The following is a 23,956-nucleotide window of genomic DNA, read 5'->3' on the forward strand; positions in this document are numbered from 1 at the left end:
CAAAGGCTTCCAATAGGTTTCCGGGAGGGAGCCGGACGCAGTCGACACCGGAAACATCGGGGGAGGGCGGTGTCGGCAGCCGGAATCCGCCGACAGCCCGCAATGTGAGGTTTTTCCAGTAACAGACTCTGGTAGCAGCGACAAAAAGAAGGAGCAGCTTGCGTGAATCTTACCATCAAGAATGTCAGGATCTGGCCTGCGTATATCCCCAACACAATGACAGTTGGTTCGGTATCGGCATCGGCGTCGATCTCCTGTGTCGTGGTCGAGGTGACGACGGAAGAGGGCATTACCGGCCATGGCATGACGTCGATCACGGATGAGGAAGCCGTTGTCGCCGTGCTCAGGGAACTCGTGGCACCCAACATTGTCGGCCTTTACGCCCTCGATCGCGAAAAAATCGCCGAGACGCTCTACTGGATCCTGACCCCGCGTGGGCAGACTGGCTACGCGAGTCATGCCATTTCGGCCATAGACTTGGCCCTCTGGGACATCTTGGGCAAGGCGACCGGGCTGCCGTGCTGGCAGTTGCTTGGCGGCGCCCGGCAGAGCGTTCCGCTCTATGTCACCTTCGGCTTCGGTGCATTTGACCGTGACCAGCTGGTGGAGGCTGCCCAACACCTGCGTTCGGAAGGAATCACGCGCTTCAAGATGGTAGTCGGACACCACGCGCTCGCCAAGCGCAACCGCGGCGTGGACATCGACACCATCCTGCGGGAAGATCTGATCCGAGTCCGTCTCGTAAGGGATGCGATCGGCGACGACAGCGACATCTATATCGACGCTAACTGCAGCCTCACCGAAGGCGGTGCCCGCAGGCTGATCGATTCCTTGCGCGACATCGACATCACCTTCTTCGAGGAACCGGTGCGCGACAACGATCCCCGGCGGATGCGGGAACTGCGCCATCGCACGAACATCCGAATCGCCGCCGGCCAGAACGAGGGGCAACTCTGGCGTTTTGCATCGCTGATCCGCGAGGAAGCAGTCGACGTGCTGCAGCCGAATGCGGTGATCTGCGGCGGGTTCACAGCTGCCGCAAAGGTGGCCGCCCTGGCGCATGCCAATAATATCGATTTGGCCAATGGCGGCGCCTTCCCGTTCCACAACGGACACCTGCATGCTGGCCTCGTCAACGGCGGCCTGGTCGAATGGCACCTCGCCTCAGTGGAGATGTGCCGCACGCTGTTCCACGGGCTTCCCGAGAAGGAGGGACAGACTCTTATGCTGTCGAACAGGCCAGGGCTGGGCTTCGATCTCAACTATGACGCGCTCGAAGATCTCGCCAGCCGCGCGTCGGCTCGTGGACACGGAAAGGGTTGAAAGACGCCCCGTTTCCTATCAGTCTCTGCGAGAAGGGAATTGCGGCAGCCCATGGGACAGGACATAAGGTGTAACAGATGGATGTTGTGGCTACCCCGGTCAGAAGCCGTGCGGACGTCAATGAAACTGCGGCCGACGATAAGATCAACTATGGGCTGCTTGATAGCTTTATCGGCTTCCACCTAAGGCTGGCGAACGATCGCGTATACGAGAATTTTGTCAACAGCCTCGGTGACGACCGTTTGCGACCGCGATGCTTCACCATGCTGACATTGATCGCCAACAACCCCGGCATCACACAGATCGCCATATCGAGGGCGGCTGGACTCGATAAATCGACCGTTGCCAAAGGATTGCGATATATGGAAGATAGAGGTCTCATCCGGCGTGTGCGGCTTGATGACGACCGGCGCTCTTATGCAAGCTACGTCACCAAGGCGGGTTCCGAACTCAGCCAGCACCTCGCGGAAAGGGCGCACAGTCAAAGCGCATACCTGATATCGCTCATTGGAGCTGAAAACAAGAAGGCGCTGCTCAAGATACTCAAGAAACTGATCGACACCCTACCTTAGCCCGCCGCAAATTCTTCGAACTTGCGGATGTCGAAGGCAACATCCGCAAGGACGATTCATCTGGAAACTTCTCCCCTGTCGCCTTTGAAGCGGCGCGGTGGATCGATGCCTTGTTCGAGATCGAGCGTACGATCAATGGCCAGCCTGCCTCTGTCGTGCGGGCGCTCCCGTGCAGAATTTGTCCCATAGTGCATCCTGCCATTCCTGGCTGAATAATGCACCATCAAACGCCGGGATAAAACATCTAGACCACTCTGATGATTGGGTATCTGGCCTTCTTGGGCCGGACTTTGCCAAGACCCGCACCTGGTACGAGAAAGCCGCGGCTGCGGGTAGTCATGCTGCTATGTTCAAGCTACTCGAAGCGGACATCCGCCGGATCAGATACGGTGGTCCACTGAGCCGGAAGTAAACAAATTTCGTAGAGATTTCTTTAATCACTCTATATTGCATATGCCACCTCTTTCGACAGCCTAGACATGGCCATCCATCTTCTCTTTTTGGCAGCTAGCCACTCTTACCCGGTATCGAGGGCAATCGCCGCTGCAGCAGTGCAGGGTGGCTTCGACGGGATTCTCTTTCCGTCGTATTTCAGCCTTCTGCGCACCGACCAACCGTTCCTGGAAACTGCCTTTGGCCTCTCGACGCGTATATTTCGTGGTGCGGCCAAGTATGAAAGCCTAAAGATCGTTGAGAACATCGGCCTGTTTGGGCGACCTATAGCTGATGGACGAGTGAGCGTCACCTGCATCAACAGTCTTTACCTGCGTAAAGCAAATTACGATATAGGCTTTGGGCCGGCGACAACTTAAGTGGGCATGACGGGATTCGTCCCCGTTCCGGTCGCTCCCAGTTGATCTGCAAAATACCAAAAGCAGCCTTGGTCCCGGCAAGTCTGTCCTGTAGGGAGGTGCCGACCTCGCTAGGATCGATAGCTTGATGCTGAGCGGAACAACTTCACCCCACGGTGCCCATACCGGGTCAGAGGATAGAAGGCGTTTTCCTATCCCGTTGCTATTGCTCGGGCCGAACCAGAGCTCATAGATTGCTACATTGTCGACTCGCTGCAAGGGAATGTCGACATGGGCAACGATCGACGACCCGGCGGCGCGGAAATGCACCGGTTCGCCTTCGACCTTGTCACCATTCGCGATCCCGCCATCATCGATGAGTTCCCAACCGTCGTCGGACAGGTCAACGCGAAGCTCGTGAAGCGCGCGGACTTCTTGCTCTTCCTGAAACGAAGGATGCTTGTAGGCATGGATGAAACTGGCAAGCAGCGCGGCGTCTCGGCCTACCGCATCTTGAAATTCGCTGCCCTTCTCGCGCCAAATCGTGTACATCGCAGCTAGAAAATTACGCATTTCCGCGACTTGCTGGTCGGGATCATAAACGACCTCGAGCAGCGAAATCGGCATAGCATCGATCGCCCGCCCGCTGCACCCGATCGACCAGCCCCGCGCATTATCGGCATATCCGCGCCACTGACTTACGGCGTAAACTCATAAAATTGCTTGTCGTTTATGGCGTTCTCTGATTCAAGGCTTCCAACTAAGGATGCCTTTGATGACGCGTCGTCGCTACGAACTAACCGACCACGAATGGTCGATTATCTCGCCGCTTTTGCCCAACAAGCCCCGTGGCGTTCCCCGGGCGATGACCGGCGGGTGCTGAATGGTATCCTCTGGCGGTTTCGAACGGGCTCGCCCTGGGTGGAAATCCCGGAGCGTTATGGCCCGCCGACCACCTGCTACAACCGCTTCGTGCGCTGGCGCCGGGCCGGGGTATGGGATCGGCTTCTTGCAGCAGTCTCGGCAGCCTACGATGGTGACATCGTCATGATCGACTCGACCTGTGTCCGCGTTCATCAGCATGCGGCCACGGGAAAAAAGGGGATGGAGATGATGGCGGCATGGGACGTTCCCGCGGCGGACTGACGAGCAAAATCCACGCGCTCGTCGACGCCGAAGGTCGCCCCGTTAACCTGCGTCTGACCGGCGGACAGGTCGCCGACTGCACGCAGGCCGACGCGTTGACAGACGAACTCGGTGCAGGAGATATCCTGCTGGTCGACAAGGGATATGACAGCAATGCCATCCGGGCCAAGGCTGCAGAGCGAAAGGCCTGGGCCAATATCCCGTCGAAGACAAACCGCAAGGGCTCCTTCGTGTTCTCGCGCTGGGTCTATCGGCAACGCAATCTCGTGGAACGGTTCTTCAACAGGATCAAACAGTTTCGAGGCATCGCAACCCGATATGACAAGCGCCCGGAAAACTACCTCGCCGCCGTAAAGCTCGTCGCCGCAAGAATATGGTGCCAGAGTTTATGAGTCGACGCCGTAGCTCGTAGCGACGACGCGTCATCAAAGGCATCCTTAGTTGGAAGCCTTGAATCAGAGAATGCCATAAACGACAAGCAATTTTATGAGTTTACGCCGTAGTGGAGGAATGGCTGGTTTTGGGATTGTCAGCCGGTATCTCAAATGATGACAATTGGGGGCGCAAAGCGGTCTCTGAAGCGTTTATGGCCCGATAAGCGCATAGCTTGTGCTGCGCCCACCGGCGGGCTCCTTCCGCAGGATATCACGGCCGACGAGATCGTCGATGTCTCGCAGCGCCGTGTCCTGCGAGCATTTCTCGATCGCAGTCCATTTCGATGTCGTGAGCTTGCCCTCGAAGCCGTTCAGCAACCGATTGAGCATGTCGCGTTGCCGGTCGTTGAAGGCCGCCCCGGCGTGGCGCTCCCAGAAGCGAGCCTTCCCGAACACTTTGGCGAGCGTCGTCTCCGCGCCGTCGAAAGCCCGGTCCAGGCAGCCGATGAACCACTCCAGCCACGGCGTGATGTCGAGATCGGCTTTCTGCGTGCGTTCAAGGATGTCGTAGTAGGCGTTCCGCTCCTGCCGAATTTGCGCCGACATGCTATAGAACCGCTGTGCCGTCTGCTCCGGCCGTGCGAGCGCCATGTCGGCGATGGTGCGGGCGATGCGTCCGTTGCCATCGTCAAACGGATGGATAGTGACGAACCAGAGATGCGCCACGGCGGCCTTGAGCACTGGATCGATGGCAGTCTCACTGTTGAACCAGTCGAGAAAGGTTTTCGTCTCTTTCGGCAGGAGTGATGCGCACGGCGCTTCGTAGTGAACTCGCTCGCGGCCTATCGGTCCGGAAACGACCTGCATCGGCCCTGAAGTGTCGTCACGCCAAATGCCGACCTTGATGCGCGTCATGCCGCTACGGCCAGTGGGGAACATGGCTGCGTGCCAATCGTATAGCCTCTCCTCGGTCAGCGGCTCGGCAAATTTCTGCGTGGCGTCGAGCATCATCTCGACCACGCCCTCGACATGCCGATCCGCAGCGGTAAGGCCACCGATATCCATGCCAAGGCGGCGGGCGATCGAGGAACGCACCTGTTCGCGATCGAGGACCTCCCCCTCGATTTCGCTGGATTTCAGGATCTCCTGTGTGAGGTTCTCCAGCGTTGCTTCGCTGCGCAGCGGAAAGCCCAACGCTTCCATACGGCCGATCAGCCGGCCTTGCCGATGGCGAACCGCCGCCAGGGACTCAACCAGACGGCTCCCGTGCCAGCGGAACTTGGGCCAATCCGACAATTCATGGATATAGGACGTCATTCTCCGTACTCCTTGCAGAGAATATGGCTATCATTCTCCGCAGGCGCAACACTATTTGCCGCATGCTGTGCGGAGAATAGAGCGTGCATTCACCGCCTCCGACCCGACCCGACGCGCCGGCCGCTGGCTCATCGCACAATAAATGCGGAAGCTTGCTCGGCTTAGCTGACGACTGCCAAGCCAAGCGAAAGATCTTCTCCATATTGGCAGCAAGCACCGACGACAGGAAAACAAAGCTTTCCATAAGAAAGACAATGGATTACGCTACGCGGCAAGTTTGGAGATTTGGCGTTCAACCAATCGCAGGAATCGGGTGTTGCAAGCCCTCGCAACCACCGATCCCTGCGAAAGCAGGTCATCCATAACCCCGACTTCCGAAAGGACGTCGGGGTTTTTCTTGCCCGCCGCAAACCGCAGGATCGCCTCGAGATCGCCTCGCAGCACGATCTGAAGCTCGTTGCCGTCCGGCACGAGGTCGATCCGCTCCACCAGCGAGCGGAACGTCTGCGCGGCCTGCGCCGTGGTCTCCTCGTTCTGGAGATCGCCATACAGCGCCGAAATCCGCTGATGGTAGATCTCGGCCATGTTGGGATGCAGCAGGGGAGGCGGTTCCTCGGTGCACGTCAGCATCCCGGTCAGCTCGGCTTTATGGGCCTCGAGCTTTTCCATCCGTTCCTTCAACTGCAAAGGCGGCGCACCGGCCAGGATGGCATCGATGGCCTTGTCGAGATCGCGGACCGTCTTGTCCAGTTCGCGCCTGGCCGCTTCGAGGCCCGAGCTGCGCTCGATGCGCCGGCGATTCACCTCGCGGGTGAATTCGGCGCAGAACTCCCTGAACAGCCCAGGCTCCATCAGATGCGTGTGGAGGCCCTGCAGGACCGACTTCTCCAGCGCATCGCGCCGCAGCAGCCGCATTTGACAAGGGCGGTGAACAGGTGCTTTGGCCGGCGACGGTCGTTCAGCGTGTTCTCGCCGGGCAGGGTGGCCGGCTCATAGGCGAGGGCCTTCTGACGCTCTTTGGCAGCGTCCCACACGTCCTGATCCACGATGCGCAACTCGGGCACATCCTGAACGACCCACTCACTTTCCGGGTTCAGGCGCGAGACGCCCTTGCCGGTGTCCGGGTCTTTCAGATAGCGCAGCCGGTTCCAGACCAGCTTGCCGACATAAAGCTCGTTGTTGAGAATGCCGACGCCGCGCTTCGGGTTGCCGTGGATCGTCGTCGGTCCCCACTCGCTGCCTTGCGGGCCGGGAATGCCCTCGTGGTTCAGAGCCATCGCGATCGTGCGGGAGGACTGCCCGGCGAGATAGTCCGCGAAGATGCGGCGCACCACGGCCGCTTCCGCCTCGTTGATCTTCCGTTCGCTGCGGATCGCCTCGCCGTTGGCGTTGAACTGCTTGACGACGTCATAGCCGAAGCACAGGCCGCCGCCCGACTTGCCGTCCTCGACGCGGCCGCGCAGCCCGCGCCGCGTCTTGTCGGCCAGGTCCTTGAGATAGAGCGCACCCATCGTGCCCTTGAGGCCGATATGCAGTTCGCTGATCTCGCCTTCCGACAGCGTGATGATGGCGATGCCGGCGAAGCGCATGCGCTTGTAGAAGCCGGCGATATCCTCCTGATCGCGGGACAGCCGGTCGAGCGATTCCGTGAGGATCACATCGAACCGACGCTTGAGGCCATCGGCGATCAACTCTTGAATGCCCGGCCGGATCAGGGAAGCGCCGGAGACGGCGCGGTCCATGTAGCTGTCGACGATCTGCCAGCCTTCATGCTCGGCGCGAGCGCGGCAGATGCGAAGCTGGTCTTCGATGGAAGCATCGCGCTGGTTGTCGGAGGAATAGCGGGCGTAGAGCGCGACCTTCATGAGACGGCCTCCCTATCTGGGGAGGCGTTCGTCGGATTCGCGCTTCCCTTCGGCTTCAACGAAGTCCTTTGCGGCCTGCCGTGCAAGCACGTGGACAAGTTCGACAAGGCGTGGATCGGGCTTCGCCGGATCGTGGACGACAGCGCGCGGCGATGGTTCGAGAACCAGTCGCACCCTTTCCGCTGTCGTTCGCCTCGGCCTTGCCACAACACTATCCTCGCCGTCGAGCAGACCATTCCGCTCGCGGCCAAGACTGGGCTGGAAACCGTCCACCGTGAATGCGAAATCGCGCGCATTGCAGCGTTCTCCGTCGTCGAGCGCCATCCCTTTGAGGGCCGCGTCGTAGTCGATCGCACGTCATGCGGCGGGAACAGAGGGCATTGGCGTAAAAATACTTGAATCTTGCGGTGGGCGAATCCCCTTCACGAGTAGAATATATTTGCGATTCTCAGCCGAGCGATCGTTCGAGCGCCGCTATGGCAACCGACTTCAGGATAAACAGACGATTCGGCCGCGTCGGAAACGGTCGAAAACCATAACTGGCATAGAACGCCGCGGCCTTGTCGTCCTTGGCGTCCACGATGATGGCGAACAATTGCAAAGTCTTGCTCGCATCCAGAATGCGCCGCAGAGCATCGGTCAAAAGCAGTTCGCCCAGTCCCTTGCCGCGAACCCGTTCGTCGCGCGCCAGCCGTCCGATAAGCGCGGCCGGGATCTCGTCATATCGCGGCAGCTTGCGCGAAATCTCCGGCGGGACCGCGTCGAAAGCGACCGAGAGCGTGCTGATCGAATAGAAGCCGACGACGCCCAGTTCGTCATCCACCGCAACGAATGTATGCGCGAGATTCCGCTTCTCATCCTGGCTTGCGCGCTTGCGGAACCAGTCGTCGAGCGCCGGTTGCCCGCTCGAAAACCCCGCCCGGTCATGCTGTTTGCCAAGGGCCTCGAATACGATTCCCACGGCCGGTCAGCCGGCGATCTGGCGGTGGCGCCTGAAGGCGGCAACGAGTTTGTCCGCGGGTTCCGGCGGATTGAGCAGCGCATCGAGGAACGCCTGCTTGTCCTCGCCGCTCAGGACGATGCGCTCGTGCTCGTCGAGCACACGGCGCGCGCCCTCGAAGGCGAGATCGCCTGCAGTCAGCCCGGACACGGCCATCGCGCGCTGGATGAGCTGCTTGGCGGACGGCGAAACCCGCAGTTCGATGCGGTCGGTCTTCAGTTCGTGCTTGCTCTTGGATACCGCTGGCATGGCTTTTCCTTTCTTTTAAAGAGTACGGGAAAAAACCGTGCAATGCAAGCGATAATATTAATCGGACCTCGCACGCTGGCTTGCGGCAAGATCGCGCAAGTCCGGCATGCCTTTGGGCGGGCTTCCGTCCGGGTTGCGCATTTGCCTGATCGGTTGCGGGAAGCATGAGGCCATCACAGAAGACCGGCCCCGGCCAAGGCCGGGAGAGATTCCATAATATTCAAGAAGAGGCTATGGGCTCCGGCCTCGCGCGGCCCAAGAAAACTCTTCGGCCTTTCGCGGCATAAACGGCCCGCTCCCCGCAAGCGGGTCCCCTCCATTTATTCCACGGTGCCAAAGACTTTCCTGGCGCCTTGCTACCCCGGTCTCGCCCATGTTTTGACCGGGATGGACAATCGAGATGAGGCGATGTCGGGGACGGGCCTGTAGCCGGGTTTTCCGGTGCGCTCGATCCAGTCGAGGATAGCGCCAAGCTCGCCTTGCAGGGTGACGGCGTAGCTGCCGCGCCTCTTGCCGGGTGTGATGATGATGTGGTCGATGACCTCGCGGATGGCGTCGGTGGCTTGGAGCGCGTCGTCAGGATGATCGAGTGCGGCGGTCAGCCGTTCGATCCTGCGCCGGAAGGTTTCCGCAATACCGGGATGAATGTCGGGAACGTCCTGCGGGGCGTCCGACAGACGGGCGGTGAGGCTGTCCTGTTTTGCCTCAAGCTCGGTCAGGCGGTCGGACAGGGCGCGGTGCCAGCCGCCTTGCTCGATGACGCGCACGATTTCGGCAATAGCCTTAGCGGTGTCGGTAAGCTCGCGACGGGTGGTTTCCCCCGTGGCGCGGCGCTCGCGGTTGAGCCGGTTGGTTTCTTCGGCATAGACGCGCATCGCTTCCACCGCCATTTCCGGGGTCATCATGCGCTCGCGCAGGCCGGTGAGGACTCGCGCCTCCAACGCCTCGCGCGGGACGGTGCGGCCATTGTCGCAGCCGTTTCCGAGCGCATGGTTGGTAGCAGGTGTAGCGGTCATGGCCGCGCCGTCTATAGGTGCCGCCGCAGCAGCCGTAGAACACGAGGCCGGACAGCATGGTGCGTGGCCGGTGGGTGGCGTTCAGCCCGCCGTTCTTCGCCATCATGCTGCGCATGGCCGCGCGGGAATGGTCGATCTGTCTTTCATAAAGCCCCGTCAATTGGTCCTGTCGAACCTTGGCCGCATCCCATAGCGCCTGCGGGATGATGCGCAGTTCCGGCGCTTCACCGAAAACCCATTCGGATTTGGGATTGAGGCGATACGCATAGCGGCCGGTGTCGGGGTTCTTGACCTTGCGCTGACGGTTCCAGACTAGGCGGTCGACATAAAGCTCGCAATTGAGAATGCCGGAACCAAGCAGCCGATTGCCCCGGATGACGGTATCGCCCCAACGTTTGCCAGTCGGGCTGGGAATGCCATCGCGGTTGAGGTCGGCGGCGATGCGCTGTGGTCCCTTTCCGGCGACGTATTCGCGGAAGATGCGCCGCACGATTTCGGCCTGCTCCTCGATGATGGTGCGGTCGCCACGGATCGGCTCGCCACGCGCGTCGAGCTGGTGGACGACGCGGTAGCCATAGGAATTGCCGCCGCCGATCTTTCCGGCTTCCACACGGCTTCGGATTCCGCGATGGGTCTTGAGAGCAAGGTCTTTCAAGAACAGCGCGTTCATGGTGCCTTTGAGGCCGACATGAAGCTCGTTGATCTCGCCTTCCGACAAGGTGAAGATGCTGACGCCCGCTAAGCGAAGGCGCTTGAAGACGCCCGCCACATCTTCCTGATCGCGGCTGATGCGGTCCAGCGCCTCGGACAGCACCATGTCGAATCGGCCCGCCTGCGCGTCGGCAAGAAGCGTCTGGATGCCGGAACGCATGAGCGATGCGCCGGAGATGGCGCGGTCGGAATAGGTCTCCGCGACAGTCCAGCCCTCGCGGGCGACGCGCTCTCGGCACTGACGCAACTGATCTTCTATGGAAGCGTCCCGCTGGTTGTCGGAGGAATAGCGGGCGTAAAGGGCGACACGGAGCGGCTTTGAGGTCATCGGGACGATCCTTTCAATCGGTGTCGGCCCCATCCTCCGTGTTGCCGGTTTCCAAGGGCCGGTTGTCATTTGCGGCGGTCAACCGCTCGAAATCCTCCCGCGCCATGCGGCGGGCGATGATGCGCACCAGTGTCAGGGCCGCGCGGTCGATTCTGTGCCACGTCTCGGCGTCCGGCTCGCCCTGCGGGCCGGTATTGTCGTTGGCCGGTCTGAACCGTTCCGGTTCGGTGTCGTCTTCCATGCCGATGCCTGTCGTTCGTTGGACTCAAACAGGCATGAAGCAGCACGCAGAGTAGAACCGGAAACGAAATCGCAGGCTATGCGGCCATAGCGTAGCATCGGCGGCAAATAGGATGGGTCACTATACCCGTTCATCTTCCCTTTTTCACCGATCATTGCCGCGCTTCTCGCTCCATCTGGCCTGCAAGGTCCAGTAGATTGCGAAGGGTCTGGCTCTGGCTGTGCGGGGACCAGACGGCCGAAAAGGGGATGCTTTCCGGTTCGTCGGAAATCTCTCGAATGGCAATGCCGGGTGGAACCAGCGCGAGGTTTTCCGCAACGAACAGGGAAATGCCTTGTCTTGCAGCAATCATCGACAGCAGCGTGTCACGCCCGACAGCGAGGCGCTGGATGGTGGGAACAGGCCATTTCCCTGCCGCTCGCACCACGATCAGGTCATGAACCTGCGGCCCGGTGCCGCCCTCGCGCACGAGGAAGGTTTCCGCCACGAGGTCTTTCCACGAGATGCGGTCCAGCCCTGCCAGCGGGTGGGCATCCGACACTGCGGCCATCAGGCGGTCGCGCCAGATCACGCGGGAATGCAGGTCGGGGATTTCATGGGCGCAGGCTATGAAGGCCACATCCAGCCTGTCTTCGCGCACTTGTATCTGCGCTTCGCGTGCCATGCTTTCGGTGATGTGCAGGCCAACCTCGGCATGAAGGCTGCGGAAACGATCCAACAGTCGGTTTAGGAAACCGCCCGCGACAAGACCATGAACGCCGATACGAAGCGCGCCGTGCTTACCGCGCGCCACCATACTGGCGGTCTTCACGGCGCGGTCCAGCGTGTCCGGCGCGCTACCGGCCTGTGCAACGAACAGGTATCCGGCCTCGGTCAGCCGAACGCCACGCGTATTGCGCTTGAACAGAAGGATGCTAATTTCTTCCTCAAGAGCCTTCACGCGGGTACTGACGCTCGACTGGCTGGTGCCGAGCGCCTGCGCCGCACGGCGGAAACTGAGATATTCCGCAACCGCAAGCGTCTGGACCAATGCGGTCATGGGGATGCGACCGCTAGAAACAGCGACGACCTTTTCTGCGTGCTGACTCTTGCTCCGTCGTCTGCGCATTCCCACGCCCCGATAGCGCTCATGCATGATTCATCAGTCGAACTTGACCAAGTCCTTGAAGATCAGATGACCCCAGCTATTTCCGCGCGCATGCACAAGCAGTCCACCTTCCGAAAGCCTGCCAAGTTTGATAGGCGCGAAACCCAGATTTTCCGCAAGCGCAGCAATCTCCGCTGCGGCATCGTCATCGTCGCTCGCGAGGAACACGACTCTCCTGCCACCATGAACGGCCGGGTCTTGGTCAAGGACAGCAGCGACCAAATGATTGAAGCCTTTCACCAGCTTGGCTCCGGTGAACACCTTCGCGACGACGGCGGACGACGGGAGACTGTCCAATTCCTCAAGCGGGGCCTGCGTGTTCGTCGCGTCGATGATTGTCTTTCCCTTCCAACTCGGCAGCGCCTTCGCTACCTCCGGGTGCGACTCGAAGCGGACAGCCAAAAAGATGATGTCCGCCTTGACGGCTTCCGCCAGTGTTGTGGGAATGATCGTGGGACCGATTGCGGCTGCATCGGATGCAAAGCTTTCCGGGTCGCGCGTGGTTGCAACGGATACTTCGATGCCCTTGCGGGCAAACGCCTTGGCGAGAGCGTGACCGACCTTGCCGAAGCCGATAATTGCGTAGCTCATTATATTCTCCTTCTATTTTTCGACGCGGTCAGAGCTTGTACCCCATCACCAGTCCGAGGCTGTACGGATATCCACATGACGTTTCTTCGCGGCCTTTCGGCCTTTCCGATCACCCCTACCGATGCAAGCGGAAACGTCGATACTGCCGCGCTGCGCCGGCTGATCGCACGGTCACGTCAGGCAAGGGTCGATTCCATCGGCCTGCTGGGCAGCACCGGGACCTATGCCTATCTAACGCGCGAGGAACGTCGCCGCGCGCTGTATGCAGCACTTGCAGAGGCTGGAGGCGAAATCCCGCTCATCGTCGGAATCGGCGCGCTCAGGACCGACGATGCGATAAGGCTCGCCCAGGATGCGAAGGCGGCCGGCGCTTCGGGAGGACTGCTCGCCCCGATTTCCTATACGCCGCTGACCGAGGAAGAGGTTTTTGAGCACTTCGTCGCCGTCTCGCGGAACAGCGGCTTGCCGATCTGCATCTACGACAATCCCGGCACTACGCATTTCAGTTTTTCGCCCGAGCTGGTTGCCCGCCTCAGCCGAGTCCCTGGAATCGTCGCTGTCAAGCGCCCGACTGGCGATGGTCAAGGCATTGTCACCGACCTCGCAGTCCTGCGAGGCAGAACCGAAACAGGCTTCTCAGTCGGCTATAGTGGCGACTGGCATTGCACCGGGGCGATGATCGCCCGCGCCGACACTTGGTATAGTGTGCTCGGTATAGTGTGCTCGCCGGGCTGTTCCCCTCGGTTTGCCTGAAGATCGTCCGGGCGGCACAGACGGGAGATGTTGCTGAAGCCCGCCGGCTCGACACGGCACTTGCACCGCTTTGAGAGCTATCAAGTCTTTTTCCAGCCTTCGCGTCATCTATGCGATCGCGGCCTTGCGCGACATCGTTGATGCTGAACCGCCCCGGCCGATCCTTCCTTTAGACAAGGGAGCGCACCGGAAAATCATTGACACCCTCGACCAACTACCGGCCGAGATCATACAATACGCCAGCATCGAGAGCTTGGCACGGATGGGAGCTTTCATCGCGGAGCACGGCGCATTAGGCGCGGGCTTGTTGGAGCAGTTTGTCGGAGACATCGACCAGGCCGAAACCGCCTTGCAGGACTGCTATCATGGACAGCACACCAGTCTTGCCGACTACATGGAGGAACTGACCTCCGAGAGCATCACAATCCCCAAAGCCCTGCGCTACTATATTGATTGGGATGCAATGGCACGCGACGCCGAGATGAGCGGTGAGTTCTTCACGGTAGAGACTGCACGCGATGAGGTGCATATCTTTTCCAATTGCTAAGGGTTGGGTTGCTTTGACTGACAAAGCAGTCAAAGCAACTCTCCACTTTTGTAGAGAGGTCACAGGATATGCTTACCAACGGCAAAGAGCTAGCAAGCACGATTTGCACAACTAGCCGAATCGAGAAAACATCGTTAAGAATAAACTAACAACAAGATTCCAGCGGGTGCGAACAACGTTTCGCATAACTCCGGCTACTTCTCGCTTCTACAGTTTCGCAAACTTTCTATCCGGGCGCTGTCTTGTTTGCCCGCGAGTAGAGAGGGTGCGCCATGCTTCACGTAGATTGGCGTGCGCCGGGGGCTTACGGGCACGCGAAAGCCATTCCCCCCGCCGGTTTCGCCTGGGAATATATTCGTCGCCATGAGGACTACCATCGCGACTTCCAGACCATTTCGAATATGAAAGAGCCGGCAGCGAACGAGCTGGAGGCATTCTCGCAACGTTGGAGGTTGCGATTTCCCATGCGACCCCGAAACCCCACCTGATCGGCAATCCCTGTTCTGGATTCCACGGCTTCAGCCGCAAGCGGTTCTCCTTTCACCCGTAGAGCATCGCGATGGGGCGACGAAGCCTATCGTGACGCTGGCGCATTTGTCCGGCCTCGACCTACGGCACGCAGCGGATGGATGGCATGGCATCTGGCATCTCGATGGCGTCATGCATCAATTCTGGCTGCCCCAGGCGGTTCCCGACGCAGCCGCCTTCTATGCCGTATCCCTTCCGATGGATTCTTTCATGGAGCTTCGCGCCCATGCTGCCCGCCGTCTTTGGCGATCCCTAAACGGCCGAGCGCCTGGCGCGGACTTCCGCACCATGCCGGCGCAACTCCGGCGGTTTCATATCCTGTCGCTGCGCGCGCTTGACGCCCGCTTGCGAGGCGAGAGCTATCGAACTATCGCCGAAGTCCTGCTCGGCTTTCGCGGGATCAAGGAAGATTGGGAAGTTGATCCCCGCAAGAACCAAACCCGGCGATTGGTCGCGCACGGCCTGAAAATGATGCGAGGCGGTTATCGGCTCCTACTCCACTATCCGATTAAGCCCACCGAGGGTGGACTACCGCAGAATTTGAGAGAATGAAGCTACTGCCTCACGCAGTTGGTCGGGTGGAAAGCCGCCGAACCCCAACATGAGTCCAGGCCGGCCCTGTGCGCCGGAATACATTGTTGAAATCGGCCGAGTGACTAACCCAACAGCTTGTGCCTGCCCGGCTACTTGCACGTCATCGACGCTATCGGGCAACCAAAGCAATATATGCATTCCTTGATCGCTGGGCTGGATTGAATATCCGACTGGCAGCACGGGCTCCAATGCCGACAGCAAAGCCTCACGCCGTTCTGCATAAAGGGCGCGAATACGCCGAACGTGCGATTCAAAGAACCCCTCGCGCATATAGGCCGCAAGAACGTGCTGATCGGCGGTCGGAGAATGGCGGTCTAGGATCGCCCGCGCTCCTGCGAACGCATCGACCAGACTTGCGGGGGCGACGGCATAGCCAAGCCGCAGCGAGGGAAACAGCACTTTGCTGAATGTGCCGAGATAGACGACGCGCGACGGATTTAGGCCCTGCATGGCCGGGAACGGATGGCCAGCATAGCGCAGCTCGCTATCGTAGTCGTCTTCAACGATCCATGTATTGTTTCGTTCGGCCCAAGCCACCAATGCTTGACGGCGAGCCATGCTTAACGGCATTCCGAGCGGGTATTGATGCGAGGGGGTGACGAAGGCCGCGCGCGCGGTTGGGCAGATTGCCATGCCTTGCTCGATGCTGAAACCTTGTTCGTCAACGGGAATCCGGTGGGTGTGCATCCCAAGATCGTCAAGCACCGCCGTTAGACCATGATAGGCGGGATTCTCGGCCCAAACAGCATCGCCTCGTGACAGTAGCACGCGGCCCGCCACATAGAGGCCTTGTTGGGTGCCGGACGTGACGATAATATTTTCCATCGTGCAGTTGACGGCCCGCGCGCGCCTTATGTGCTCGGCAATCGCCGCTCGCAGTTGGGGCAGTCCAAGCGGATCGGCGTAGCCGGACGGCGCGGCTAGAGTCGTGGCCCGAACGCGGTTGCCGAGCCGTCGCCAAGTATCATCAGGGGCAATACCGGCTTCCGGCACCGCTATGGCGAATGGGGCAATAGGCTGAGGTGCCAATGCGTGCGCAATAGCTGCTAGGCGGGGAGCGGATGGTGGCAAAGGTGAGGTGGGCGCCCTTGCTTGATTTGATCTTTCCGCAGGCGGCTCCGGCACCATTTCTACGAGGGCCGGAACGACGCGGGTGCCTGCTCCAATTTTTGTGTCGAGATAGCCTTCCGCTCTCAACTGATCGAACGCCTCGACTACCGTTCCCCTGGCGATGCCCAAGGAGGACGCCAACATCCGCGTCGATGGAAGACGCTCGCCCGGTTTCAGTGCGCCGCTCGCAATCGCATCCCGAAGGTATTGAGTGAGCTGCCGCCCAATCGGGCCGGTATCGGGATCAACTGCCTTCAAGGAAGGGATAGCAATCGTAGCGCGCCGTTTCGACATCTAAGTGGACCAACGAGAAACCTACATAATGGCGCTACAAAGTAGTCCATTTCAGACGCATAAGAAAGGGCATATCAATGGAGAGCTAACCCGTGACCAATGCGCAGCATACCACTAACCCCCTCTCGCTTCCCGACAACCTGCCGCGTCCACTGGACGATGGTGCAGCCGACCACTTAACTGGCCTTCGGGTGCCAAGCCTGCCGCTTCGCTCGACTTCCGGTGAACTGGCGGACCTTTCCACTCTGTCGGGCCGAGCCGTCGTTTACGCCTACCCCATGACCGGCGTTCCCGGCGTCGAGCTGCCGCCGGGCTGGAACGACATTCCCGGCGCGCGCGGATGCACCCCGCAAACCCTGTCGTTTCAAGCCGAAAAGGATGTGTTTGCCGCCTTCGGCGTGACGGTTTTCGGATTGAGCACGCAAACCCCGGACTACCAGAAAGAGCTATCCAACCGGCTCGGCCTTTCCTTCCCGATCCTGAGCGATGCCGATTTCAAGCTGACCGAGGCCCTGCGCCTTCCGACCATGACCGTGGAAGGGATGCGGCTGATTAAGCGCATAACCCTTATCATCAAGGACGGCGTGATTGAGCACGTTTTCTATCCCGTGTTCCCGCCGAATAGGTCGGCCGCCGATGTGGTCGCTTGGCTCCAAGACAACACAACGCCGATGCATGGCTCAGGTGTGCTGATCTACACGACGCCGGAATGCCCCTATTGCAAAGCCGCCAAGGCGCTGCTGACGGAGAAGGGCGTGGCGTTCATCGAGGTGGACGTTGAACGCGACCCGGAAGCTGCAAACGTGATGGTTGCCCGCAGCGGCGGCCGCCGCACGGTCCCGCAGATTTTCATCGGCTCCACCCATTTAGGCGGGAGCGACGACCTGCAAGCACTCGACCTGGCCGGCCGCTTGGATGCGATGCTTGCCGAGAAGGCGCATTGATGGTGCCGGCGATTGTTCCTCTGGCCCTCGCGATTTTCGCGGGGGCAGTCTCGTTATACAGCAGGTACTCAACACCAAATTTGCGCACGGCGCTCAACTCGGCCGCGTGGTCGGGCTTCATGAGCTATTTCCTCGGTGGCGTCATCTTCATGGTGGTGCTTGCCATCGCTCTGCGCGATCCGCTGCCCGCTGCCACGTTCGCCGCCCGAGCTTGTTTCAACGTAGGTGCCAAGTCTCAGGTTCTGTCTGTCTGTCTGTCACGCACGATCCTTTAATTAGATGTCCCTGTCATCCTTACGATCCGTGCCAGCACATCCGTGGTCACTGATGGAGGGGGAATCCTTTCACCACCTGGAGATTCCCGGCAGCGCTCCTGCCGGATTTGGCGTCGCGCACGAGCTCATAGCTGAGCTTCTGGCCTTCCACGATGGCGTGCAGGCCGGCGCGCTCGACGGCGGAGATATGGACGAAGACGTCCTGATTGCCCTTCTCCGGCGTAATGAAGCCGAATCCCTTGAAGGCATTGAAGAACTTTACAGTTCCGATGTTCACGACCGATTCCTTTCAATCGATCATGGAGCGTTGTCCGCCACGCCTCCGGCGCGACGAACGGTTCACGTCGATTTGAGAGAGGAAGATTGTCGCAAGCGCTGACCGCGCAAAAACAAAGTTCAAAAAACAAGATCAGTCTCTATAACATAGGGATCAAACGCATTTGAATCAAGGCGCTGTTCGAAAAGAATTATCGCGCCGTCCGCCTGAAGACGCCGGCCTCGAACCGGGTGCGGACGTCGTCAGGGCCAGGTACCGCGATGCATCAGGGACCCGGGAGACCTGCCGATCGTGGCGGTTGAAGGCGGGGCGGGGATATTGACGCGGCGATGGCGGCGGCCCGGATCTTCGACCGAGGCCGAACGGATGCCGCTCATCGGGTTCTTCCTTTCGGGCGTGCGGTCAGAAGTCATCGACGTCTACGACCGCCTCGACAAAGGCCTGTGGCGCCTCCTGCGGCAGGTTGTGTCCCACGCCGCCGGCGGCGGCCCGGTGTGCGTACCTGCCGGAAAATTTTCCGGCATAGACACTGGCGTCCGGATGCGGCGCGCACCCGGCCAGTCCCAGCCGCCAGCGATAGCTGTGGATCGCGATGTCGACGGGGTCCGGGTTACGGCGTCACGCTCCGACTGCGGGGCCGGTTCTGATGGCAACATTCGAATCTTATCCGAACAGGCTTTGGGCCGTCTTCCACTGAATGGCGTCGCCATAGGGTGAACCAAGGGCTCCGGTCTCGCTAACAGGGCCGGGAAAGCCGACGGTTCCCATATCGGCCGGTGCGTCCGATCCGAGAAAGATATGCTGCGGATCGGCGCAACTGAGAAGCAACTCGATCGATGCAGCGGAATGCGCCACGGTGTCGAAGTAGAGATCACGAAAGACCGATGACGGAGGGCGGGCGCATCTCTCGCGCAGTTGCGCATCGCCTCGCCAGCGCCGGTCCCACCTTTCGAGAAGCATGCAACTCACGCCGCCACCATGGGCGAAACCGAGCTTGAGTTGGGGCATCTCATCCATCATGCCGCTGAAGATCACGGACTCGATGGCGAAGGCGGTGCTTACCGGCAGGCCGACGAGATTGCGCAGATAGGCGAACTCCAAGGCTTCTTCCCCCACCTGCTGCTGCGTTAGCGGGTGGACGAAAACAAATGTTCCAGTGCGCTCGGCCTCCCGAAAGAATGGCCGAAGTTGCGGTGCGTCCAGGCTCAGTCCATTCACGAATGTACCAATTTCGACCGCCCTCATGCCCATCCCCACCAGGCGGTACAGTTCCTCGATCGCCATATCCACCGCCTGAAGCGGCACAGTCCCCATGCCATGGAAGCGGCCGGGAAACCGCCGGGCAAAATCCGCATAGGTATCGTTGATGATGCGGCTGAGTTCGAGCGCGCGGTCACCGGGGTCCGTGTAATGAAACAGGAACGTCGGTGGAGAAATTACTTGTGCCGAAATCCCTGTCGCATCCATGTGCTCGATGATTTCCGCCGGATCAAACCATATGGGCGAGAGCGAAAAGGTGACGCCTGCCGTATCGATCGCCGGGGTCCTGGTGGCGGCATCGCGCACTTGCAGCGATGCGACACCGGACCGATGCTCAAGCTCGATCAGGTAGGGCCGGGGAATGACGTGCGTATGCGCATCGATCAGCATGGTTGGCGGCGTCTCTCGAAAAGCGTTGCGGCGTTGCCGTGAAAGTACCGGCGGTGTATCGCATGCTGTGCGTCGCGACGGCGCCGGTTGGTTTCGAAGTCGATTGCCTCCGCGAGGGAGGCGCGGCCGCTTGCAAAAACAAGTCGGTCGTAGCCAAGCACCTTCCCCGCCAGCGCGAATGCCGCATCGTCGAGCTCCGGGCCCTCGATATAAAGGTTTCTGATATGGGCTGAAGGCGGGGCGAGGATCATGGCCCGGCATTCCCGGCGGATAGTGTAACCGTGATCCCAGCGTGCGATGAGCGCCGGAACGGTTCCCCCGCCCTCCGGAAGGAGAAGCTTCAGCGCCGGCATGTCGGTGAAATGGCGCTTGAAGATCATGCGCGAGATACAGACAGCATAGTCCGCCGGCATGCCGACATGGGTCTGCTGCCGGACGTTCGTGGGCGGGCCGCCATCGGCCAGGCCGCTCGATTGCAGGATGACCGGAAGCCCCAATTCCTGCGCGGCCTGGAGGACCGGCCGGAATTGGTCTTCGTCAACACGAGATCCGCGATACCGGGTAGGCAATGCGATTCCGCAAAATCCCCGGTCGAACGCCCGTTCGACAGAGGCAACGCCCGCATCGCCTTGATTCAGATCCACCAGTGCGATAGCCGTCAGCCGGCCATCGGACCGGTGCATTACGGCTTCCAGACCGCGATTGACGTGTGCGATCTGGTCTGAAGAGCCGATGATGTCGAAGGCTCGCTCGGACGATACGCAGAGCACCTGCCCCGTCACGCCTGATTCATCCAGTTCCCTCAGGCGCTGGGACACGGCATCGGCGATTGTCATTTGCTCTGCTGCAGCGGCGCGCGAGCCAAGGTCGATACCTGGGATATCGGCGGACCGCCCATCGAGAATAAGTCTTGCCACGGCGTCACGATCCTACATTCGTGTGTTTCTCAATGCGTGCGGGCAGGGTCATTGAACCTCGATCTTCGCGGTCTTGATCATGTCGGCCCACCGCCCGATTTCCGTCTGGATGAATGCTTTGAATTCATCCGGCGAGGAAAACGTGGCTTCGATGCCGTGCGGGGCATAGAAGGCGCGCGTCTCCTGCGTATCGTACTGCTGCTTCAGGGCGTCGGAGATCTTCCGGATGATCGCCTCGTCCGTCCCGGCCGGCGCCGCGAGCCCGAACCAGGCTGCAACGTCATAGTTCTCGAAGCCCGCCTCCATCATGGTCGGGTATTCCGGCGCACTGGACATGCGGGTGGCGCTGGTGACAGCGAGAGCGCGAACCTTGCCTTCCCTGGCCTGTGCGATGCCGTTGGAGTAATCGGCGAACATATAGGAGACCGTCCCCGCGACGAGATCGGTCAGCGCCGGCGGAACCGTCTTGTAGGGAATGTCCACGACATTGATGCCGGACTGGTCTGCCATCAGGGCCGACGCCACCTGCAGCGAACTGCCGGAATAGGCGGCGTTCAGCTTGCCAGGATTGGCCTTTGCATAGCTGATGAGCTCGCTCACGCTGTTCACGGGCACGCTCGGGTGAACGACGAGGAGCAGGGGGATCGAGGCGATCTTCCCGATCGGTGCAAAATCTGTCACGGGATCATAGGGGATAGTCTTGAACAGGGAAGCATTCGCCGCATGGGTCGAATTCGTTACGAGAAGGAGCGTATAGCCGTCACCGGGAGCATGCGCCACGATCTCGGTTGCGACGATGCCGCTCGCGCCGGGGCGGTTCTCGACCACGAACTGCTTGCCAAGCGCGGCGCTCAACATCTGAGCCGCCCGGCGCGCGATCGTATCCGCGGCGCTGCCGGCGCCGAAGGGGCACACGACCTTGACGGGTCGGGACGGATAGTCATCCGCTTGGGCGGGGGGTGCAATCCCGAGACATGCTGCAAGGGCAGCTACCGCTACAATCCAGGCTTTCATTGCGCACTCCTTACGATGGCAGGAATATTCAATACACAAAGGCATAGAATGAGTATGCCAGGCCATGCTCCAGCTTACTGATTTTGAGCGAATTCTGATCGATCGACGATTCCGTCCGATCGGAACGCGCTCTAGTCCTCGACAAAGACGATCTCCCTCTTTTTTCGTATCGCCGGAAGAACGGAGAAGATGACGATAACAAGGGCCGCGATCAGGCAGGACGCGCTGATCGGACTGGAGAGGAAGACCGCCGGATCGCCGCGCGAGAGGAGCATCGCGCGCCGAAAATATTCTTCCATCATGGGGCCGAGGATAAATCCGAGTATCAGTGGCGCCGGCTCGCAACCGACCAATTTGAATGCGACGCCGAGAATGCTGAAGATGACCGCGCAGTAGATCTCGAACGTGTTGTTGGAAAGCGAATAGGCGCCGATGCAGGAGAAGATGACGATGGCCGGAAACATCATGCGATAGGGGATTTGGAGGATCTTCACCCAAATGCCGATCAGCGGCAGGTTCAGAAGCACCAGCATGAGATTGCCGACAAGCATGCTGACGATGAGGCCCCAGACGAGGTCCGGCTGTTTGAGCATGATGCCTGGCCCCGGCTGAATTTCGTGGATGATCATGGCGCCGGCCATCAGCGCCATCAGGGCATTGCTCGGAATCCCGAGCGTGAGAAGCGGAATGAAGGAGGTTTGCGCCGCCGCGTTGTTCGCGGACTCAGGCCCCGCGACGCCCGCGATCGCACCCTGGCCGAAGCGTGAAGGATCTTTGGCAACCTTCTTTTCAACCCCGTAAGCGGCGAATGACGCCAGGAGCGCGCCGCCCCCGGGCAGTATTCCAAGCAGCGATCCGATCAAGCTTCCACGCGCCACCGCCGGGATCGCGGCTCGCCATTCTTTACGGCTTGGAAACAGCGAGCCGATCTCGCGCTTGTCGATGATCGTCGGCGTCTTCTCGCCGACGTTCAGGAACATCTCGGCGATGGCAAAGAGCCCGATCGCCGCGGACACGAAGTCGAGTCCGTCCGACAGTTCGTAGAAGCCAAACGTAAACCGCTGCACGCCGGAGGTTGGGTCCGTGCCAACGATCCCCAGCAGGAGACCGAACAGCGCCATGCCGATCGCGTTGATGACGGACCCCCGGGCAATCACGACGGCGAGGATGAGGCCCAGCACCGTCAGGGCGAAGTAGTCGACCGGTCCAAACGAGAGGGCGACGTCCGACAGCGCCGGGGCGGCGAAGGCGATGACCAGGGTGGAGAAAATGCCCGCCGCGAACGAGCCGATCGCTGCGATGCTCAACGCGGCGCCGGCCCGCCCCTTTTTCGCCATCTGATAGCCATCGAGGGTCGTGACCACCGACGACGATTCGCCGGGGAGGTTGACGAGAATAGCCGTCGTGGAGCCCCCGTACTGGGATCCGTAGTAGATGCCGGCGAGCATGATCAGCGCGGTCACCGGCTCCAGCGCATAGGTCGCCGGCAACAGGAGGGCCATCGTCGCAATGGGCCCGATACCGGGAAGAACGCCGATCAGCGTACCGAGCAAGGCGCCGATGAAGCAGAACAGCAGGTTCTGCAGGGACAGCGAGACGGCCGCGCCGAGCGCGAGGTGATGAAGGGCGTCCATCAGAATGGCCCGATCTGGACAGGCAGGTGAAGACCCAGGCCGAACAGCAGGGCACAGAACACGGCCAGGCCGGCGGCGAGCACCAGGGTCTCGACGAGGCGGAATGGCGACGCGGCCAGGCTTGCGATGATCATGCTGACCATGACGGTCACCACGAGGCCGATCCGGTCGATCAATATCGCGAACGCTGCAATCGACACGAGCACGAGCGACGGGCGGAGGAGCGGAATCCGGATCACGGGGGCCGATCGGTCAATCAAGCCGCGCCCCATGACGACGAGCCCGACCAGGGAAAGCAGGCCGGCCAGAAGCGACGGGAAGTAGCCCGGTCCCATCTGGCGCGCCGTGCCTGGGCTGTAGCCAAGTGCCACGCCAAGGAAACACAGGCCGGCTATCAGAAACAGAGCCCCTGCGAGAAAGTTCTTGTCGGAAAGGATTTTCGACATGTGCTGCACCTCCGCATCGACGCTCGCGCATGTGCGCGGCCCGACTCAGGCTTCGACCGCGTCAGCCGGAGCATAAGCCGCCGCCCGTTTCGGGGCGTGCGTGACAGGTGCTTCAGCTTGCGCCCTAACTGCTGGCAGTCCTCCCGGCGGCGGTCTCCGTGACGCATCGGCTGAATGAGCCGGGCACTTGGCCATGACCGAACGAGTGGTCTGCGATCCCCATATTGCGTTTTATTATATGAACGGTGACTCATTATTCACATTGTGTCAATGCGCTTCGTAAAATCACCGCAATAAAGAAT

General features: G+C 60.4%; 27 protein-coding genes and 4 pseudogenes. 11 read left to right on the plus strand and 20 right to left on the minus strand.

Annotated features, from left to right (window positions below):
* Positions 1-162: 162 nt before the first annotated feature.
* The 4 genes from ACUSIJ_RS25275 (at position 163) to ACUSIJ_RS25290 (ending at position 3,247) form a co-directional block, all read left to right on the plus strand.
* Positions 163-1,323, plus strand: coding sequence for a mandelate racemase/muconate lactonizing enzyme family protein (locus ACUSIJ_RS25275; RefSeq protein ID WP_449311198.1), 1,161 nt, complete (start codon positions 163-165; stop codon positions 1,321-1,323).
* Positions 1,324-1,400: 77 nt separating this feature from the next.
* Entirely contained in the window at positions 1,401-1,895 is a 495-nt protein-coding gene (locus ACUSIJ_RS25280) for a MarR family transcriptional regulator (RefSeq protein ID WP_449311199.1), read from the plus strand.
* Between the two features lie 479 nt (positions 1,896-2,374).
* The gene (locus ACUSIJ_RS25285) at positions 2,375-2,707 is read left to right on the plus strand and encodes a hypothetical protein (RefSeq protein WP_449311200.1); all 333 of its coding nucleotides are present in this window, start codon (positions 2,375-2,377) and stop codon (positions 2,705-2,707) included.
* A 270-nt stretch (positions 2,708-2,977) separates the two neighbouring features.
* Entirely contained in the window at positions 2,978-3,247 is a 270-nt protein-coding gene (locus tag ACUSIJ_RS25290; protein WP_449311201.1) for a hypothetical protein, read from the plus strand.
* Here the strand turns inward: ACUSIJ_RS25290 and ACUSIJ_RS25295 are convergent.
* A pseudogene (locus ACUSIJ_RS25295) lies at positions 3,173-3,343 on the minus strand (hypothetical protein); the annotation flags it as partial. The gene ACUSIJ_RS25290 and the pseudogene ACUSIJ_RS25295 sit on opposite strands and share 75 nt — an antisense overlap.
* Before the next feature lie 118 nt (positions 3,344-3,461).
* Here ACUSIJ_RS25295 and ACUSIJ_RS25300 point away from each other — a divergent pair.
* Positions 3,462-4,224 (plus strand): annotated as a pseudogene (locus ACUSIJ_RS25300) (IS5 family transposase).
* Positions 4,225-4,416: 192 nt separating this feature from the next.
* Here the strand turns inward: ACUSIJ_RS25300 and ACUSIJ_RS25305 are convergent.
* From ACUSIJ_RS25305 to ACUSIJ_RS25355, 11 genes are all read right to left on the minus strand, one after another.
* Positions 4,417-5,523, minus strand: a complete 1,107-nt coding sequence (locus ACUSIJ_RS25305; protein ID WP_449311202.1) for a Fic family protein — start codon at positions 5,521-5,523, stop codon at positions 4,417-4,419.
* A 264-nt stretch (positions 5,524-5,787) separates the two neighbouring features.
* On the minus strand, positions 5,788-6,438 hold the full coding sequence (locus ACUSIJ_RS25310; RefSeq protein WP_449311203.1) for a hypothetical protein: 651 nt from the start codon (positions 6,436-6,438) through the stop codon (positions 5,788-5,790).
* The gene (locus ACUSIJ_RS25315; protein WP_449311204.1) at positions 6,375-7,388 is read right to left on the minus strand and encodes a recombinase family protein; all 1,014 of its coding nucleotides are present in this window, start codon (positions 7,386-7,388) and stop codon (positions 6,375-6,377) included. The genes ACUSIJ_RS25310 and ACUSIJ_RS25315 overlap by 64 nt, the downstream gene beginning before the upstream one ends.
* Positions 7,389-7,400: 12 nt before the next feature.
* Entirely contained in the window at positions 7,401-7,712 is a 312-nt protein-coding gene (locus tag ACUSIJ_RS25320; RefSeq protein WP_449311205.1) for a hypothetical protein, read from the minus strand.
* 124 nt (positions 7,713-7,836) lie between these two features.
* A complete protein-coding gene (locus ACUSIJ_RS25325) occupies positions 7,837-8,349 on the minus strand; it encodes a GNAT family N-acetyltransferase (protein WP_449311206.1) in 513 nt (170 codons plus the stop codon).
* Between the two features lie 6 nt (positions 8,350-8,355).
* Entirely contained in the window at positions 8,356-8,637 is a 282-nt protein-coding gene (locus tag ACUSIJ_RS25330) for a type II toxin-antitoxin system TacA family antitoxin (RefSeq protein WP_449311207.1), read from the minus strand.
* A 356-nt stretch (positions 8,638-8,993) separates the two neighbouring features.
* Positions 8,994-9,512 carry a hypothetical protein gene (locus ACUSIJ_RS25335; protein WP_449311208.1) on the minus strand — a complete coding sequence of 173 codons (519 nt, stop codon included), beginning with the start codon at positions 9,510-9,512 and terminating at the stop codon, positions 8,994-8,996.
* The gene (locus ACUSIJ_RS25340; RefSeq protein WP_449311209.1) at positions 9,421-10,761 is read right to left on the minus strand and encodes a recombinase family protein; all 1,341 of its coding nucleotides are present in this window, start codon (positions 10,759-10,761) and stop codon (positions 9,421-9,423) included. The genes ACUSIJ_RS25335 and ACUSIJ_RS25340 overlap by 92 nt, the downstream gene beginning before the upstream one ends.
* The gene (locus ACUSIJ_RS25345; RefSeq protein WP_449311210.1) at positions 10,706-10,933 is read right to left on the minus strand and encodes a hypothetical protein; all 228 of its coding nucleotides are present in this window, start codon (positions 10,931-10,933) and stop codon (positions 10,706-10,708) included. The genes ACUSIJ_RS25340 and ACUSIJ_RS25345 overlap by 56 nt, the downstream gene beginning before the upstream one ends.
* 151 nt (positions 10,934-11,084) lie before the next feature.
* Positions 11,085-11,972 carry a LysR family transcriptional regulator gene (locus ACUSIJ_RS25350; RefSeq protein ID WP_449311211.1) on the minus strand — a complete coding sequence of 296 codons (888 nt, stop codon included), beginning with the start codon at positions 11,970-11,972 and terminating at the stop codon, positions 11,085-11,087.
* A gap of 102 nt (positions 11,973-12,074) precedes the next feature.
* Positions 12,075-12,671 carry an NADPH-dependent F420 reductase gene (locus tag ACUSIJ_RS25355; protein WP_449311212.1) on the minus strand — a complete coding sequence of 199 codons (597 nt, stop codon included), beginning with the start codon at positions 12,669-12,671 and terminating at the stop codon, positions 12,075-12,077.
* 75 nt (positions 12,672-12,746) lie between these two features.
* On the opposite strand from ACUSIJ_RS25355, the pseudogene ACUSIJ_RS25360 reads away from it, so the two are divergent.
* The 4 genes and pseudogenes from ACUSIJ_RS25360 to ACUSIJ_RS25375 form a co-directional block, all read left to right on the plus strand.
* Positions 12,747-13,641 (plus strand): annotated as a pseudogene (locus ACUSIJ_RS25360) (dihydrodipicolinate synthase family protein); the annotation flags it as partial.
* A gap of 45 nt (positions 13,642-13,686) precedes the next feature.
* The gene (locus ACUSIJ_RS25365; protein ID WP_449311239.1) at positions 13,687-13,971 is read left to right on the plus strand and encodes an antirestriction protein ArdA; all 285 of its coding nucleotides are present in this window, start codon (positions 13,687-13,689) and stop codon (positions 13,969-13,971) included.
* A gap of 272 nt (positions 13,972-14,243) precedes the next feature.
* Positions 14,244-14,459 carry a transcriptional regulator domain-containing protein gene (locus tag ACUSIJ_RS25370; protein ID WP_449311213.1) on the plus strand — a complete coding sequence of 72 codons (216 nt, stop codon included), beginning with the start codon at positions 14,244-14,246 and terminating at the stop codon, positions 14,457-14,459.
* A 91-nt stretch (positions 14,460-14,550) separates the two neighbouring features.
* A complete protein-coding gene (locus ACUSIJ_RS25375; protein WP_449311214.1) occupies positions 14,551-15,051 on the plus strand; it encodes a DUF2285 domain-containing protein in 501 nt (166 codons plus the stop codon).
* Here the strand turns inward: ACUSIJ_RS25375 and pdxR are convergent.
* Entirely contained in the window at positions 15,028-16,497 is a 1,470-nt protein-coding gene (gene pdxR / locus ACUSIJ_RS25380) for a MocR-like pyridoxine biosynthesis transcription factor PdxR (protein WP_449311215.1), read from the minus strand. The two genes, ACUSIJ_RS25375 and pdxR, sit on opposite strands and share 24 nt — an antisense overlap.
* A 92-nt stretch (positions 16,498-16,589) precedes the next feature.
* On the opposite strand from pdxR, the gene grxC reads away from it, so the two are divergent.
* Together grxC and ACUSIJ_RS25390 are read left to right on the plus strand one after the other, a co-directional pair.
* Positions 16,590-17,441 carry a glutaredoxin 3 gene (gene grxC / locus ACUSIJ_RS25385; protein ID WP_449311216.1) on the plus strand — a complete coding sequence of 284 codons (852 nt, stop codon included), beginning with the start codon at positions 16,590-16,592 and terminating at the stop codon, positions 17,439-17,441.
* The gene (locus ACUSIJ_RS25390; RefSeq protein ID WP_449311217.1) at positions 17,441-17,716 is read left to right on the plus strand and encodes a hypothetical protein; all 276 of its coding nucleotides are present in this window, start codon (positions 17,441-17,443) and stop codon (positions 17,714-17,716) included. The genes grxC and ACUSIJ_RS25390 overlap by 1 nt, the downstream gene beginning before the upstream one ends.
* A 46-nt stretch (positions 17,717-17,762) precedes the next feature.
* On the opposite strand, the gene ACUSIJ_RS25395 is transcribed toward ACUSIJ_RS25390, so the two are convergent.
* From ACUSIJ_RS25395 to ACUSIJ_RS25425, 7 genes and pseudogenes are all read right to left on the minus strand, one after another.
* Positions 17,763-17,993 (minus strand): cold-shock protein, encoded by a 231-nt coding sequence (locus ACUSIJ_RS25395; protein WP_449311218.1) that lies wholly within the window; start codon positions 17,991-17,993, stop codon positions 17,763-17,765.
* 402 nt (positions 17,994-18,395) lie between these two features.
* Positions 18,396-18,605, minus strand: a pseudogene (locus tag ACUSIJ_RS25400) (alpha/beta fold hydrolase); the annotation flags it as partial.
* A 51-nt stretch (positions 18,606-18,656) separates the two neighbouring features.
* Positions 18,657-19,643 (minus strand): amidohydrolase family protein, encoded by a 987-nt coding sequence (locus tag ACUSIJ_RS25405; RefSeq protein WP_449311219.1) that lies wholly within the window; start codon positions 19,641-19,643, stop codon positions 18,657-18,659.
* Positions 19,637-20,560: an amidohydrolase family protein gene (locus tag ACUSIJ_RS25410; protein ID WP_449311220.1), complete on the minus strand. Its 924-nt coding sequence runs from the start codon at positions 20,558-20,560 to the stop codon at positions 19,637-19,639. Before ACUSIJ_RS25410 ends, ACUSIJ_RS25405 begins: the two co-directional genes overlap by 7 nt.
* 48 nt (positions 20,561-20,608) lie before the next feature.
* The gene (locus ACUSIJ_RS25415; protein ID WP_449311221.1) at positions 20,609-21,574 is read right to left on the minus strand and encodes a Bug family tripartite tricarboxylate transporter substrate binding protein; all 966 of its coding nucleotides are present in this window, start codon (positions 21,572-21,574) and stop codon (positions 20,609-20,611) included.
* Positions 21,575-21,705: 131 nt separating this feature from the next.
* Positions 21,706-23,208: a tripartite tricarboxylate transporter permease gene (locus ACUSIJ_RS25420; RefSeq protein WP_449311222.1), complete on the minus strand. Its 1,503-nt coding sequence runs from the start codon at positions 23,206-23,208 to the stop codon at positions 21,706-21,708.
* Positions 23,208-23,654 (minus strand): tripartite tricarboxylate transporter TctB family protein, encoded by a 447-nt coding sequence (locus tag ACUSIJ_RS25425; RefSeq protein WP_449311223.1) that lies wholly within the window; start codon positions 23,652-23,654, stop codon positions 23,208-23,210. The genes ACUSIJ_RS25420 and ACUSIJ_RS25425 overlap by 1 nt, the downstream gene beginning before the upstream one ends.
* Positions 23,655-23,956: the final 302 nt, after the last annotated feature.

The sequence above is a fragment of the Pseudochelatococcus sp. B33 genome (assembly GCF_053570585.1).

Bases quoted from the DNA above. Each gene is read 5' to 3' on its own strand.
- ACUSIJ_RS25280 (WP_449311199.1), top strand. From the start codon at position 1,401: ATGGATGTTGTGGCTACCCCGGTCAGAAGCCGTGCGGACGTCAATGAA.
- ACUSIJ_RS25285 (WP_449311200.1), top strand. From the start codon at position 2,375: ATGGCCATCCATCTTCTCTTTTTGGCAGCTAGCCACTCTTACCCGGTA.
- ACUSIJ_RS25290 (WP_449311201.1), top strand. From the start codon at position 2,978: ATGGGCAACGATCGACGACCCGGCGGCGCGGAAATGCACCGGTTCGCC.
- ACUSIJ_RS25305 (WP_449311202.1), bottom strand. From the start codon at position 5,523: ATGACGTCCTATATCCATGAATTGTCGGATTGGCCCAAGTTCCGCTGG.
- ACUSIJ_RS25310 (WP_449311203.1), bottom strand. From the start codon at position 6,438: ATGCGGCTGCTGCGGCGCGATGCGCTGGAGAAGTCGGTCCTGCAGGGC.
- ACUSIJ_RS25315 (WP_449311204.1), bottom strand. From the start codon at position 7,388: ATGAAGGTCGCGCTCTACGCCCGCTATTCCTCCGACAACCAGCGCGAT.
- ACUSIJ_RS25320 (WP_449311205.1), bottom strand. From the start codon at position 7,712: ATGGCGCTCGACGACGGAGAACGCTGCAATGCGCGCGATTTCGCATTC.
- ACUSIJ_RS25330 (WP_449311207.1), bottom strand. From the start codon at position 8,637: ATGCCAGCGGTATCCAAGAGCAAGCACGAACTGAAGACCGACCGCATC.
- ACUSIJ_RS25335 (WP_449311208.1), bottom strand. From the start codon at position 9,512: ATGCGCGTCTATGCCGAAGAAACCAACCGGCTCAACCGCGAGCGCCGC.
- ACUSIJ_RS25340 (WP_449311209.1), bottom strand. From the start codon at position 10,761: ATGACAACCGGCCCTTGGAAACCGGCAACACGGAGGATGGGGCCGACA.
- ACUSIJ_RS25345 (WP_449311210.1), bottom strand. From the start codon at position 10,933: ATGGAAGACGACACCGAACCGGAACGGTTCAGACCGGCCAACGACAAT.
- ACUSIJ_RS25350 (WP_449311211.1), bottom strand. From the start codon at position 11,972: ATGACCGCATTGGTCCAGACGCTTGCGGTTGCGGAATATCTCAGTTTC.
- ACUSIJ_RS25355 (WP_449311212.1), bottom strand. From the start codon at position 12,671: ATGAGCTACGCAATTATCGGCTTCGGCAAGGTCGGTCACGCTCTCGCC.
- ACUSIJ_RS25365 (WP_449311239.1), top strand. From the start codon at position 13,687: ATGGGAGCTTTCATCGCGGAGCACGGCGCATTAGGCGCGGGCTTGTTG.
- ACUSIJ_RS25370 (WP_449311213.1), top strand. From the start codon at position 14,244: ATGCTTCACGTAGATTGGCGTGCGCCGGGGGCTTACGGGCACGCGAAA.
- pdxR (WP_449311215.1), bottom strand. From the start codon at position 16,497: ATGTCGAAACGGCGCGCTACGATTGCTATCCCTTCCTTGAAGGCAGTT.
- ACUSIJ_RS25390 (WP_449311217.1), top strand. From the start codon at position 17,441: ATGGTGCCGGCGATTGTTCCTCTGGCCCTCGCGATTTTCGCGGGGGCA.
- ACUSIJ_RS25405 (WP_449311219.1), bottom strand. From the start codon at position 19,643: ATGCTGATCGATGCGCATACGCACGTCATTCCCCGGCCCTACCTGATC.
- ACUSIJ_RS25415 (WP_449311221.1), bottom strand. From the start codon at position 21,574: ATGAAAGCCTGGATTGTAGCGGTAGCTGCCCTTGCAGCATGTCTCGGG.
- ACUSIJ_RS25420 (WP_449311222.1), bottom strand. From the start codon at position 23,208: ATGGACGCCCTTCATCACCTCGCGCTCGGCGCGGCCGTCTCGCTGTCC.
- ACUSIJ_RS25425 (WP_449311223.1), bottom strand. From the start codon at position 23,654: ATGTCGAAAATCCTTTCCGACAAGAACTTTCTCGCAGGGGCTCTGTTT.